Origin of the sequence: Microbacterium sp. (assembly GCF_046295495.1) — a bacterium.
Classification (GTDB): Bacteria; Actinomycetota; Actinomycetes; order Actinomycetales; family Microbacteriaceae; genus Microbacterium.
Genome location: NZ_JBKBNC010000026.1, coordinates 22,509 through 37,013 on the forward strand (window position 1 = coordinate 22,509; position 14,505 = coordinate 37,013).

6 protein-coding genes and 1 pseudogene are annotated in these 14,505 nt (G+C 73.8%); all 7 read left to right on the forward strand.

What is annotated here, in order from left to right:
- Window positions 1–93 precede the first annotated feature (93 nt).
- On the forward strand, window positions 94–1,230 hold the full coding sequence (locus ACK4LS_RS10465; RefSeq protein ID WP_409716834.1) for a serine/threonine-protein kinase: 1,137 nt from the start codon (window positions 94–96) through the stop codon (window positions 1,228–1,230).
- On the forward strand, window positions 1,227–7,184 hold the full coding sequence (locus ACK4LS_RS10470; protein ID WP_409716836.1) for an Ig-like domain-containing protein: 5,958 nt from the start codon (window positions 1,227–1,229) through the stop codon (window positions 7,182–7,184). Before ACK4LS_RS10465 ends, ACK4LS_RS10470 begins: the two co-directional genes overlap by 4 nt.
- Window positions 7,185–7,233: 49 nt before the next feature.
- On the forward strand, window positions 7,234–8,199 hold the full coding sequence (locus tag ACK4LS_RS10475; protein ID WP_409716838.1) for an AAA family ATPase: 966 nt from the start codon (window positions 7,234–7,236) through the stop codon (window positions 8,197–8,199).
- Window positions 8,200–8,242: 43 nt separating this feature from the next.
- On the forward strand, window positions 8,243–9,619 hold the full coding sequence (locus ACK4LS_RS10480) for a DUF58 domain-containing protein (RefSeq protein WP_409716840.1): 1,377 nt from the start codon (window positions 8,243–8,245) through the stop codon (window positions 9,617–9,619).
- Window positions 9,616–12,129 carry a transglutaminase-like domain-containing protein gene (locus tag ACK4LS_RS10485; protein ID WP_409716842.1) on the forward strand — a complete coding sequence of 838 codons (2,514 nt, stop codon included), beginning with the start codon at window positions 9,616–9,618 and terminating at the stop codon, window positions 12,127–12,129. The genes ACK4LS_RS10480 and ACK4LS_RS10485 overlap by 4 nt, the downstream gene beginning before the upstream one ends.
- Window positions 12,126–13,826, forward strand: a complete 1,701-nt coding sequence (locus ACK4LS_RS10490) for a DUF5684 domain-containing protein (RefSeq protein WP_409716843.1) — start codon at window positions 12,126–12,128, stop codon at window positions 13,824–13,826. The genes ACK4LS_RS10485 and ACK4LS_RS10490 overlap by 4 nt, the downstream gene beginning before the upstream one ends.
- Window positions 13,823–14,505, forward strand: a pseudogene (locus ACK4LS_RS10495) (hypothetical protein); the annotation flags it as partial. The gene ACK4LS_RS10490 and the pseudogene ACK4LS_RS10495, both read left to right, overlap by 4 nt.

Here is a 14,505-nt window from a genome sequence, read left to right on the forward strand (position 1 = left end):
ACAATGCGTACGGGCGGCAGAGGTGGCTTTGTTAGCATCGACGGGTTGTCCGTCCGCTGAGTTGCGGGCGCGTCGTCCGGGGGAGGGGGCTCGATGCCGCAGCGCCTTCCGTCGTCGCCACCGATCCTGCCCGGGTTGGCCTACATCCGCCCGCTCGGCTCGGGCGGCTTCGCCGACGTCTTCCTCTACGGCCAGGACATGCCCCGTCGTGAGGTCGCGGTCAAGGTGCTGCCCAGCGACGTGCGCGACACCGATCTGCTGCGCATGTTCAACGCCGAGGCCGACGTGCTCGCGCACCTGTCGGCCCACCCGTCGATCGTCACGGTCTATCAGGCCGGCATCTCGGCCGACGGGCGTCCGTACATCGTCATGGAGTTCTGCCCCGGGTCGCTCGCCCAGCGCTACCGCGTCGAGCGCATCCCGGTGGCCGAGGTGCTGTCGATCGGCGTGCGCATGGCGGGGGCGCTGGAGTCCGCCCATCACGCGGGCCTCATCCACCGCGACGTGAAGCCGAGCAACATCCTCGTCACGACCTTCGGCGCGCCCGTGCTGGCGGACTTCGGCATCTCCTCGACCCTGGGCCGACAGAGCGCCGACGAGATGCTCGCCATGTCGGTGCCGTGGAGTGCGCCCGAGGTGGTCGCCGAACAGACGGCCGGCACCGTGGCCAGCGAGGTGTGGAGCCTGGGCGCCACGGTGTACTCGCTGCTTGCGGGACAGAGCCCCTTCGAGCGCCGCGAGAAGGGTCAGAACTCGCGCGAGCAGCTGCGCCGTCGCATCGCCCGCGCCTCGTACACCGACATCTCGAGGGCCGACGTCCCGTCGTCGCTGCAGGCCGTGCTGGCGAAGGCCATGGCCCGCGACCCCGGGGAGCGGTACGACAGCGCCCGCGCCTTCGGAGAGGCGTTGCAGGGCGTGCAATCCGAGGTCGGCCTCGCCGCCACCCCGCTCGAGGTGCCCGCTGCGCAGTGGGCACCCTCGGCCGGTGCGGTCGACTTCGCCGACGGCACGGTGCGCGGCCCCGCGCGGTCTCGCATCGAGCGGGAGGGTTCGCGCAAACGGCGCGACGCCTCGGGCCTCACGGGCTACGCGCGGGATGAAGACACCGACATCGCCGCCCCCGCGTCGACGGCCTCGCGAGCGCTGCCGTGGGTGCTGGCCTCCGCGACCCTGGTGACCGCCGGCGCCGTCGTGATCGCGGCCCTGTACGCCACGGGGGTGCTGCGGTGAAACGGCGCACCCTCGTCGGCCTCGCCTCCTCGCTGGTCGCCGCGACCCTGGTGGTGACGGCGAGCGTGGTGTGGCCGGGTCTCGACGCGCAGCAGACGCCCGAGGTCGACACCTCGGTGTGGGCGCTGCAGACCGGTGACGGGCAGCGCTACGCCCGCGTCAACACGGCCGTGGGCGAGCTCGACACCGTGCGCACGGCCGGGAACCCCAGCCAGGTGGCGCAGGCCGGTGACGGGGCCTACCTCTTCACCGACAGTTACAGCAAGCTCACCCGCATCGACGAGGCGCAGCCGGTCGACCTCGAGCAGGACCAGCTCGAGGCCGCACCCGACACGCCCCCCGGCACGACATCGGTCGCCACCGCGGGCGACTACGTCGTGTACCGCACCGACACCGGCACCCTGTTCGCGGGTCGTCTGAGTCAAGCGGGGCAGCGCGCCGCCGAGCTCGACCCCTTCGGCACCGCCGGCGACGACGACGCGGTGTCGTACACGGCGGATGCCGTCGCCCTCGACGCGCGCGGCATGCTGTTCGCGTACTCGTCGGTCGACGCCTCCGTCATCCGGTATGACATCGACGCCGACGAGGTGCGCACGCGCGACGCGCTCGACGTCGACGCGGCCGCCCCCGTCCTGTCGGCCGCCGGCGACACGTGGGTGCTGGTCGATCCCGAGGTCGGTCGCGTGTGGGTGCGGGGCAGCGATCCCGTCGACATCGAGACGGGCGAGCAGGTCTCGGTGGGCGACGCCGATGCCGACGCGGATGCCGTGTACCTCGCCGACGACCAGGCGCTGTGGACGATCCCCGCCGACGGCTCGGGGCCGCGGCGCGAGGTCGGCGGCGGCGGCAACGTCCTCGGTCAGCCCGCGCGGCCCCTCACGCGGCAGGGCGTGACGTTCGCCGCCTGGCTCCTGCCCGGCGACAGCCGGGGCACCCTGTGGCGCTCCGACCGGGGCGAGACCGACCTCGACTACGGCGGGGCGACGATGCCCGACCAGCGTCGTCCCGTGTTCGTCGCGACCGAACACGCCGTCATCCTCAACGAGACGCGCACCGGCTGGGTGTGGACCGTGCCCGACGGCGCGCTCGTGGCCTCCAGCCAGAACTGGTCGCTCGACGACCGCACCGAGGAAGCGGCGGTCCAGAGCGAGGAGCAGCTCAGCGTCGTGCTCGACCCGAAGCCGCCGATCGCCGAGCCCGACGGCTTCGGCGTGCGGGCGGGGCGGCTGAACACCCTCCCGGTGCTGCTGAACGACCACGACCCGAACGAAGACGTGCTGAGCATCGTCGCCGACAGCGTCACGGGGCTCGACCCCGGATTCGGCACCCTGTCGGTCACCGACGACGGTCAGCGTCTGGCGGTCCGGGTCGCGCCGGGGGCCACGGGCAGCGCGACCTTCGGCTACGCGGTGACCGATGGCACCGCCGTCGACGGGCTCACCTCGACCCCTACTACGGTGACGTTGACGGTGTCGCCCTCCGACGCCAACGCCGCCCCCGTCTGGTGCGGCGTCGACAAATGCCTCCACCCCTGGCCGACGCCGGAGGTAGCGCCCGGAGGCACCATCACCGTGCCCGTCCTGCCGGGCTGGGTCGATCCCGACGGCGACCCGCTCCTGCTGCTGTCCGTCGACAACCCCGGCGGCGTCGGCACCGTGGCGGCGACCCCCGGGGGCGACGTCGTCTACCAGCACGCCGACGACGGCTCCGGCGGCGAGCAGAACATCCAGCTCGACGTCACGGTCGCCGACACCGGTGGGGCCGTGACCACCAAGCCACTCGTCATCCGGGTCGCCCCCGATCCCACGCTGTCGGTGCAGTCCTTCGCCGCCGTCGACACCGTGGGCCCCTCGCTCGCCGTCGACGTCGGCCCGCACGTCACGGGCACGGCCGGTGAGGTCTCGCTGAGCTCCGTGCGGGTGCTCGACGGCGCCGCCGCCACGGCCACGGTGGTCGCCGGCAGCACCGTCTTCGACTTCGCGACCGCCGAGCCGGGCGTCTATCGGGTCGACTTCACCGTGAACGGCGGGGGCCGGGATGCCACGGGCACCGCCCGCATCACCCTGCTCGCGGCCGATGCCGGTGCGCGGCTGTCGACCTCGCCCGTCGTGGCCTTCGTGCGTCCGCAGGAGGACGCGACCCTCGACGTGTTCGCCGCGGTGTCCAACCCGAGCGGCCGGGTCCTGCTGCTCAGCGACATCGCCGCCGAGGCCGAGGACGGCGCCTCGCTCACCGTCGACGCCGTGGGGCAGAACGACCTGCGCGTGTCGGGGAGCACCGCCGACGGCAGCGCGGGGCTGCTCGGCACCGTCGCGTACACTGTCAGCGACGGCACCGATGACGAGGGGTCCCGCGTCGCGGGCGAGGCGACGGTCTACCTGCTGCCGCCGGCTCCCGAGATCGCCCCCATCGCGGTCGACGACACCGTCACCGTACGCGCGGGAGCGCAGATCGACATCCCCGTGCTCGACAACGACATCTCTCCGGCGGGAGGGCGCCCCAACCTCGACCCCTCGAGCGTGCAGGCGCAGCCGGCGAGCGACGCCCTCGCCTTCGCCTCGGGCGGAGTGCTGCGCTACCTCGCGCCGACGGCCCCCGGGGCGTACGAGGTCACCTATCGCGTCTCGACCACCGGCACGCCCTCGCTGTGGGACGAAGCCACCGTCCGCATCACCGTCCTCGGCGGAGAGGCCAACCGGGCACCGCTTCCCGACGTCCTGCAGGGGCGCGTGCTCAGCGGCGGCACCACGACGGTCGACTTCGACGCCTTCGGCGTCGACCCCGACGGCGACGCGGTGACCCTCGACCGCATCGTCGCCCAGCCCGATCGGGGCACGGCATCCGTCTCTCCCGACGGCTCGTCGATCGTGTACTCCTCGGTCCCGGGCGATCGGGGACAGGTCTCGTTCCGCTATCGGGTGTCCGACTCGGCGGGCGCCGCGGGCGAGGGCACCGTGCGCATCGGCATCCTGGATGCCGAAGCCAACCCGAGTCCCGTGACCTTCACCGACTACGTGCAGGTGCAGGCCGGTGCCGATCGCACGATCCGCGTCAGTCCGCTCGCCAACGACATCGACCCCACCCAGGGGCGGCTCAACCTGACCGGGGTGCGCCCCGATCTGCCCGAGACGCTCGTCGACGGCAGCGACAACCCCGAGTACGGCCGTCTGAACGCGTTCGTCGGCGACGTGACCGACACGAGCGTGGTGCTGCGCGCGGGCGAAGAGCCCGGCACGATGTCGTTCCTGTACGACGTCGAGTCCGACTCGGGGAACACCGGCCGCGGCCTGATCGTGGTCAAGGTCGTGCGCGAGAACGTCCCCGACTACCCCGTCGTGACCGACACGGTGCTCACGGTCGAGAACCGCGACGACATCACCGAAGGGGTCGATGTGATCTCGGGGCGGGCCACGTGGTCGGGGGGCGAGGTGGGCGACCTCGACGTGTCGCTCTGGGGCGAGCCGACCGACGTGCGCCTGGACGGTCGCCGCATCTCGGGCGAACTGCCGGCGACCCGTCGCATCATCCCGTTCGCCGTCACCGGGCGGGTGGGCGACGCCGACGTCACGACGTACGCCTTCCTGCGCATCCCGGGCGACGACGACCTGAGCCTGTCGCTGCGGCCCGGCGCCGCGCAACGCGTCGACGAGCTGGCCTCGGTCGAATTCGACATGGCCTCCCTCGTGGCCCTCCCGCGCCGCGCCACGCTCGAGGTGGGCCCCGACGTCTCAACCACCGGCATCCGCGCGGAGGGACGCTGCTCGGTGAGCGGATCGCTCGTGCGGTACGACGCCGGCACCGGCTCGCCGTGGACCGACGCCTGCCAGGTTCCCGTGCGGGTCGCCGGGACACAGGAGTGGACGATCCTGTCGGTACCGATCGGCGTGGTGGCCCGCGACCCCCAGCCCGAGCTGCGTCCCGGCGCGCTGACGGTGGGCCCGGGGGAGACCAAGACCTTCGACCTGCGCAACATGACCTCGTGGCAGCTCGGCCGGGAGGACTGGGCCGGCATCCGGTATTCCCTCGACTACGGCGGCTCGGCCTTCCAGGTCGCCCTCGATGGATCGACCGTCACGGTGACCGGCAGTGACCGCGCGGTGCCGGGCACCGACAACGCCGCGGTCATCTCGGTCACCAGCCACAACGCGGTGGCGCCGGCACGACTGGTGCTGCGCGTGGGCGCGGCTCCCTCGACCCTGCCCCAGGGCGGGACCACGTCGATCCGGTGCTCTCAGGCCTCGGGGTCGAGCTGCGCGATCGACGTGATCGGCGCCAGCGGCGAGGTGAACCCGCTCCCGCGCACCCCCCTCGAGGTCGTGGCCGTGCGCCCCGCGGCCGCGTGCAGCGGCGTGAGCTTCGCCGTCGCCTCGCCCTCGAGCGTCGTCGCCTCGTGGACGAACGACGCCCCGGGCGCCACCTGCAGCGCCGGCGTGACGCTCCGCGACGCCCAGGGCCGCACGACGGCCTCCACGCGCGACGCCCGCGTCGTGCTCGACCTGCAGGGGTTCCCGCGACCGCCCGCGAGCGTGCGTCAGACGGCGTACGCCGACGGGTCGCTGACGCTGCGGGTCGACCCGGGTGAAGCCCGCCGGGCCTACCCCGCGATCTCGGGATTCACCGTGCGATCCGGGGGCGAGGTCGTGGGTCGCTGCGGCGCCGACGGCGCCTGCGCCCCGATCTCGGCCCCCAACGGCGAGCAGCGCGAGTACGTCGTGACAGCCGTCAACAGCGTCGGCGAGTCGCGCGGGGCCGTCCGCACCACGGCATGGGCCTACGACGCCCCGGCGAAGCCGGTCTCGGGCGAGTTCACCCCCGTCGTCACCGACGGGGACGGCAACGTCGCCGACCTCACGATCCGCGGGATCGACGCGGCCGAGACCGGACGTCTCGAGATCTGGAGCGCGGCGGGCGAGAAGCGCACGGTCGAGATCGGTCGTAACCAGGAGAACGTGTCGATCGATGCCTTCCCCGTGGGCAGCAACTCCTCCACCCAGATCACCGTCACGCCGACCTCGCGCTTCACCATCCCGCCGGGTCTCGGCGGCTCGCAGAGCGGTCAGGCGCTGGTGTTCACCGCCCACGGTGTCGGCCAGCCGACGCAGGCCGCCCTCACGCTCACGTCGAAGCCGACCGGCGGGGGCAAGGTGACGATCGTCGCCGAGGGATCCGCGGCGAAGAACGGCGAGGGCTCCGAGCTGCGCTACGGCTTCACCCTCGACGGCTCGTGCCGGGTGACCGACGACGGCCCGCGCCGCGAGTTCCCGGGCAAGGACGACGGCGTCACGTACACCGTGCGGATGTGCGTGGAGTCCGTCTACGACGGCAAGACCTACGGCTCGGCGGCCGACGAGAGCACCGTCGACGCCGCGCAGGACGCCTCCCCACCCACGGGGTACACGTTCCGCGTGGGCAGCAAGCCCACCGTCGACGGCGCCGAGGCCGCGTGGCGCATCAGCGGCATCCAGGAGGGCGGCAAGCCGCCGCGCAACAACGAGGTGGTCTACGACGGATGGTCGGAGGGATCGGGCACCAGCGTCTTCGGTCGCGACCCCGAGATCGGCGTGTTCTTCCAGCACGAGACGTGGAACACCCGCTCCGACCGCGGCACGGTGAAGGCCGCCTCCGGCAGCGCCCCGTACCAGGTGCGAGCAACGGCGCGGATCGGCGCGTGCGTCGCGGGGAGCGCCCTGACGGTGCGCGCCGAGACCACCAACGACGCGGCGACGACGACGGTCGACCGGTCCGCCGTGCGGTACTTCGACAAGAACGACCGGCCCCTCGTCGCCACCGACCCGACCGTGGTGCCGAAGGGCGCCACGCGCGTCGAGAACGCCAAGATCACGGTCGACTGGTCGGACCGCGGGTGGGACCTCAGCCCCGCGACGCTCGTCGCGAGCGGCGGCTGCGACCCCGGCAAGGTCGAGCCGTCGCGGCCGCCGAAAGGCGACGGCTGACCCGTCCGCCCCGGCATCCATCCATCCCCCACAGGAAGAGCGCACCGACATGACGATCACCCAGGAGCAGGCCACCTGGTTCTCCCAGACCTTCTCGCAGATCGCCGACAACGTCGAGCGCGCCGTCCTCGGGAAGCGCCACGTCGTCGAGCTGGTCCTCACGGCCATGCTCAGCGACGGTCACGTGCTGCTCGAAGACGTCCCGGGCACCGGCAAGACCTCCCTGGCCCGCGCGGTCGCGCAGTCGGTGCAGGGCACCAACACCCGCATCCAGTTCACCCCCGACCTGCTGCCCGGCGACATCACGGGCATCACGGTGTACGACCAGAAGACCGGGGCGTTCGAGTTCCACAGCGGACCGATCTTCGCCAACATCGTGCTCGCCGACGAGATCAACCGTGCGAGCCCGAAGACCCAGTCGGCTCTGCTGGAGGTGATGGAGGAGGGCAGTGTCACCATCGACGGCGTCTCGCGCGAGGTCGGTGTGCCGTTCCTCGTGCTGGCGACGCAGAACCCGGTGGAGCAGGCGGGCACGTATCGCCTCCCCGAGGCGCAGCTCGACCGCTTCCTGCTGCGCACCTCCCTCGGCTACCCCGACCACGCCGCGACCGTGCGGATCCTCGACGGCGTCGCGGTGGCCACGGCCGACCTCCGCCCCATCATCACGCCGCAGGCCCTCGTCGGCATGGCCGACCTGGCCGCCTCGGTCTACGTCGACGCGCTCGTCCTCGACTACATCGCCCGACTCGTGGATGCCACCCGCACGGCCGACGAGGTGCGCCTGGGCGTCAGCATCCGCGGCGCGCTCGCCCTCACCCGCGCGACCCGCTCCCGCGCCGCTGCCCAGGGGCGGACCTTCGCCACGCCCGACGACGTCAAGGCGCTCGCCGTGCCCGTCCTCTCGCACCGGCTCATCCTGCATCCCGAAGCCGAATTCGACGGCGTCACGCAGGAGGCCGTGATCGGCCAGGTGCTGCTCGACACGCTCCCGCCCACGCAGCGCGAGAGCGCATGACGACGTCTGCGCCCGCGGCATCCGCTCCCGCCGGGGGTGAGTCGTGCCCGATCTGAACCTCACCGAGTCGCGCCTGACGCGCACCTCGGCCGGCACCATGCGCACGGGCTCGCGCACCTCGGTGACGTCGACCTCCGCCCGTCGCCAGCGACGCGTCGTGCGCGTGATCGTGCGGCTCGCCGAGTGGTGGCGCGCCGCGACGGCCGGCGCCGAGGCGGCCGCTCGCTGGGCGGGGCGCACGGTCCGGCCCGCGGGCGCCGTCGTCGCGGTGGCGGCGACCCTGGGTCTGGCTCTCGGCCTCGTCTTCGGGTGGGTCGAGTGGATGGTGGCGGGCGCCGCCTCGCTGCTCCTGCTGCTGATGAGTGTGCCGTTCCTCTTCGGCGCGCGCGCCTACGAGGTGGACCTGGCGCTGCAGCACGAGCGCGTCACCGCGGGGCACGGGGTCACGGGCGAGATCGTCGTCCGCAACGACAGCGCCCGCCCGGCGCTCCCCGGGCGCCTCGACATCCCCGTTGGTCGCGGTCTCGTCGAGTTCGGCGTCCCTTTCCTGCGGCCCGGGCACAGCGCCACCGAACCGCTCGAGATCCCGCCCCTTCCCCGGGGCGTCGTGCGCGTGGGGCCGGTCACGACCGTGCGGAGCGATCCCGTCGGGCTGCTGCGCCGCGAGCACGCCTTCGACGACGTGCACGACCTGTTCGTGCACCCGCGAACGGTGGGGCTGCCCTCCACGAGCGCCGGCCTCGTGCGCGACCTCGAGGGCAGTGCGACGCGTCGCCTCGTCGACGCCGACATGTCGTTCCACGCGATCCGCGAGTACGCCCCCGGCGACTCCCGGCGGCAGGTGCACTGGAAGTCGACCGCGAAGACCGGTCGGCTCATGGTGCGCCAGTACGAGGAATCCCGCCGGTCGCGCATGGCGGTGGTGCTCGCCGCGGCGACGCAGGAGTACGCGGATGCCGACGAGTACGAGCTCGCGGTGTCGGCTGCGGCCTCGCTGGGCCTGCGCGCCGTCCGCGACGCCCGCGACATCGACATCGTCACCGGTTCCGAGATCCCGCGCGTGGTCAGGGGCCGCCTGCGCGCGATCCGGCACATCCCGGTGATCTCCTCGCGCGCGATGCTCGACGGCTTCAGCGCCATCGACCGGCACGAGAACACCATGCCCGTCGAAGACGTGTGCCGCCTGGCATCCGAGGCGAACGAACGTCTGTCGATCGCCTTCGTCGTCGTCGGCTCGGCGGTGCCGCTCGTACGCCTGCGGCAGGCGGCCCTGACCTTCCCCGCCGACACCGCCGTGGCCGCGGTGATCTGCGACGAGCGCGCGCACCCGCGCATGCAGAGCGTCGCGGGCCTCACCGTGCTGACGATCGGCACGCTCGACGACCTCTCGGGGCTGCTGGTGCGGGGGGCGACGGCATGAGCGAACGTCGTCGACGCCGGGCTGCGGACCGCCGCGCCGAGGCACTCGCCGGCCCGCGGTGGATCGCCGCGGCCGTCTACACCGCGATGTCGGTGCTGCTCGCGGCCATCGCCGCGTGGCCGATCTACGCCGCCGCCCCCTTCGTCGTGCTCGTGGTGGTGTCCACTGTCGCCGCGGCCGGAGTCGTGGCCCTGGTGGCGTGGCGGCGGGGGAGCGGGTGGGCACTGGCCGCGGGACTGGCGGGGGCGTTCACGCTGCTCGCCGTACCGCTCGCCGTGCCCTCGCGCCTGAGCTCGCCGCTGGAGGTCCTGCGCGGGCTCGGGGAGTCGTACGCCGGTGTGCTCGTGGCGTGGAAAGACCTGGTCACGGTCGATCTGCCGGTCGGCGCCTACCGTAACCTGCTCGTCCCCGCCCTGGTCGTGTTCCTCGTGGGCGCGGCGATCACTCTGGCACTGGCCGGTCGCGGCGACCGGTGGGCCGCGGCAGCGGTCGTCTCCGGGCTGGGAATGACCGGTTTCGGCCTGTTCTTCGGTCGGGCCGCGACGAGCGCCCCCCTCTCGTTCGGGCCGCTCACGCTGGCGGCGCCGGTGGAGACGGGCGTAGGCCTGGGTGCTCTGCTGTCGGCGGTGCTGTGGCTCGCGTGGCGAGCGCATGACGAGCGTGCCCGCGCGCTGCGCCGGGCGGGCGACGTCTCGACCGTGCAGGTGGCCCCCGGTCGTTCGCGTGCCGACCGCCGTCGGGGAGCGCTCGGGGTCGCGATGCTCGCCACCGCCGTCGTCGCGACGGTGGCGGTGGTGCCGTGGGCGGCGCGCGGGGTCGACCGCGAGGTGCTCCGTTCGGCCGCCGGCCCGGAGCGCCAGATCGCCGAGGCGGTCAGCCCGCTCACCGAGTACCGCACGATGTTCGCCGACGCGCGCGCCGACGGGGTGCTGTTCCGGGTGAGCGGCGACGGCGCGTTGCCCGAGCGCATCCGCATCGCCACCCTCGACGCCTACGACGGCGAGATCTTCCGCGCGTCGGGCGACGAGGGTGCGGGCTTCGTCCGCCTCCCCTCCACGCGCGACGCGGGTGAGGGGCGGCCGATCGACGCCGCGATCGAGATCGTCGACCTCCGGGGCATCTGGATGCCGACCGCCGGGCGCCTCTCCTCGGCCGCGTTCGAGGGGGACCGGCGCGGCCCCCTGGCCGACCGTTTCTACTACAGCGCCGACGCCGAGGCCGGGGTGCAGACCGCCGACGGAGGCCTCGCGGCGGGCGACACCTACGTCGTGACGGGGGTGGAGCCGGCATCCGTCGATCTCGCGGGGCTGACGCCCCCGGGTTCGCCGGACGGCATCGCCGGCGGCGACAACCTCCGCCGATGGGTCGAGGAGCACGCGACCGGTTCCGACGGCGCCGCGCTGCAGTCCCTCGTGCAGTTGCTGCGGGAGCGCGGGTACCTGAGCCACAGTCTCGCGCCCGCGGGAGCGGCGGCGCCCGCCTGGACGGCCGACCTTCCCGGCTACCAGCTGCAGCCCAGTGCCTCCGGCCATTCGCTCGCCCGCATCGACCGCATGTTCGAGCGCCTCCTGGACCGCGAGGACGACCCGCGCGCCGAGGCGTCGGGCAATTTCGTCGCCGCCGTCGGCGACGACGAGCAGTTCGCGGTCGCCGTCGCGCTCATCGCGCACGAGCTGGGCTTCCCGGCGCGCGTGGTCGTCGGGACGCGGCTCGTGTCCGCCGACAGCGCGCTGTCGACCTGCGATGCCGGCGCGTGTCGCCCGCGCGATCTCACCGCCTGGACCGAGGTGCGTGGCGTCGACGGGCGGTGGGCCGCGATCGACGTCACCCCCCAGTGGGAACAGTCGCCCAGCCTCGAGGTCACCCAACAGCAGGACCCGGAGAACGTCACCGAGGTACGGCCCGACACCGTCGAGGAGGTCGTGCCCCCGGAGCCGGTGCAGGAGGACGACTCGCTCGATGACGACGCCCGCACCGACGACGGCCTCGACCTGGCGTGGCTCTGGCCGGTCCTCCGGGTCGCGGGGCTGTCCCTCCTCGTGCTGCTCGTGCTGTTCGGGCCGTTCCTGGCCGTCGTGGTCGCCAAGGCGCTCCGTCGGCGCGGCCGTCGGCGCGACCCCGACCCGCGGGCCGCGATCGCCGGCGGCTGGGACGAATACGTCGACGCCGGAGTCGACGCGGGACGCACGGTGCCGCGCGCGCCGACCCGCCGCGAGGTGGCCGAGGCCTTCGCCACGCCCGCGGGCACGCGTCTCGCCGAGGACGCGGACCGGGCGGTGTTCGCCCCGCGCGAGGTGACGGCCGACGACGTCGCCGCCTTCTGGAGCATCGTGGAGGGCGAACGCCGCGTCCTCACCCGCCAGCGAGGCTTCTGGCGGCGCGTGCGCGCCGCCGTATCGTTGAGATCGTTCCTGCGGTTCCTCGCCCCGCGACCTTCTCGGTCGGGGTCGCCGCACCGCGACGAGAGGAGGAAGCGTTCCGCCACCACGGGGGGACGTGACACGCCATGACCGATTCGACGATCCTGATGCTCGGAGCGAGCTCGCTCGCCCTCGCCGTCGTGCTCTACGTCTGGTTCGCCCTCGCGCTCGCCGCGCTCTTCCGCAAGGCCGGTGTCCCCGCGTGGAAGGCCTGGGTGCCCGTGCTGAACGTGGCGACGGTCCTGCAGCTCGGCGGCTTCTCGCCGTGGCTGGTGCTGCTGAACCTCGCGCCCCTGTTCGGTGCCATCGCCTTCTTCGTGGTGTTCGTCATCGCCGTCCACCGCATCACCGTCGGTTTCGGCGCCGGCGGGGGACTCACCGTGGTCGGCGCCCTCGTCCCGGTCGTGTGGGCCAGCATCCTGGGGTTCGGCTCCGCGCGGTGGGAGGGCGGCGAGGTGCGCGCCCGGGGTGTCGACGAGGACTCCGCCCCCATCCGCCGTGGTCGCGATTTCGACGGTCCCTACGTCCCCCTGATGGGTGGGTGGACGCCGCAGCAGGAACCCGTCACGCCCTTCGCGGAGCAGGAGTCCGACGACCGTGAGGTGTCCGTCCCCGTGCCGGAGCCGGTCGTGCAGCCCTTCGCCTCCCCCTCGGGTTCGCTGGCCGACGCGGTCCCGTCGCCGAGCGACTGGGCACCGCCCACCGTCCCGCGTCCCGCCTCCGCCGACGAGACCCGCCCGCTCGAGCGCCTCACCGCGGAGCAGCGCTCGCGCATCCCCGCCCAGGGATCCGTGTTCGAGGTGCTCGACGCCCTGCGCGACCACGCGCCCGCCGAAGAGGCGGGGGCACGCTCCGCCCTGTCGCGCGCCGCGGAACCGGGCGTCGCGCCGACGGAGCGCGCGGGCGACGATCGCGATGCGCGCGCGGGAGCGGCGCCCCGGGCAGGTGCGTCGCCCGTGGAGCCCGATGACGCTGCGCCCACCGCACGCCCCGCGGTCGACGACGACGCCCTGCCGACGCGCGCGGTGCCGCTCGCCGGAGACGCGGTGCGCGGCGCCCCCGCGTGGGAGGCGTCGCACCCGGCCGAGGCGGTCGCGGCGCCGGCCACCCGTGACGACGAGGCCGGCGACGACTTCGCGGCGCTGTGGGCGAACCCGCCACGGCGCACTCCGCGGCCGGACGACGAGGCGGCCGCGCCCATCGCCGATGTGCCGCTCACCCGCCCGGCCCCGGAACCGGTGCCGGCACCCCGCTCGTCTCGCGCGTCCGCGACCGACGAATTCCCCGAGCTGTCCGAGGCCGTGTCGGCGGTGGCCGAGGTCCCCGAGGCGGGTACTCCCCGCTCGGCCCGCACGTCGGTGTCGGCGCTCTACACCCGCCCCGAGGTTCCCGCCGAGGCACCCGACGACGACCTCGACGAGCTCGACCGCACCGTCGTCACCCGCCGCAAGCGCATTCCGTGGGCGCTCGTCCCCCCGAACGGCGCGACGGTCGACCTGACCTCGTCGGTGGTGATCCTCGGACGGCGGCCCGCTCCGGATGCCGCCCACCCCGACGCCCAGCTCGTCTCGATCTCCGATGAGACCCGCACGGTGTCCAAGACGCACGCGCGTCTCGAGCTGCGCGGCGACACCTGGTTCGTGACCGACCTGGACTCGACCAACGGCGTGCTCTTCGCCACGCTCATGGGCACCGAGGTCGAGGCCCCTCCGGGCGAGGAGATCGAGGCCGGTGAGCGGTTCTTCCTCGGCGACGCGGAGGTGCGCCTCACCCGGAGGCCCGTGTGAACGGTTCCTCCGATCGTCCCGACGATCCCGACGACGTCACCATCTGGGCGGGCCGGCTGCGGTCGTGGGCGGCGAACCCGCCGGCCGCCGGCGATGAGCCGGATGACGACACCGTGCGTTCAGACCGTGCCGAGGGCGACGCGCCCCACGAGGAGACCGTCCGTTCTCCCCGAGCCGACGCGGTCGAGGCGGTCGTGGGGCCCCCGCCCGTCGAGCCGGATGAGGCGACGGTGCGATCGGGTCGAACCGCGCCCGACGACGACACAGTGCGCGTCGAGCGCGGCATCGGGGACGGCGCTCCCGACCGCGCCACCCCCCACCTCGGTGCCGCGGCCGACGACACGGTGATCACGGGGCGCGTCTCGTCGAGGTCCGCGGCGGTCGACGACGCGACCGTCCGCGTCCACCCCGTGGAGCCCGACGGTGCTGCCGAGCCCGACGACGCGACCGTCCGACCCCGCGCCGTCGATGCGGCGGCCCGTCGCGCCGACGTCCCCGAGGACACCGCGCCCGGTTCACGCACCCGACGGCCCCTCGCCGGCCCGAACGGCGAGCAGGCGGTCGACGAGCTCGATGACACCACCCGTCCTCGCCGGGCCCCCGGCCCGGATTCCGACGACGACACGCGCGCGGGTTCGCGCCGCGCGCGCCGCGCCGAGGCGGCGCGTCCCATGGCGGC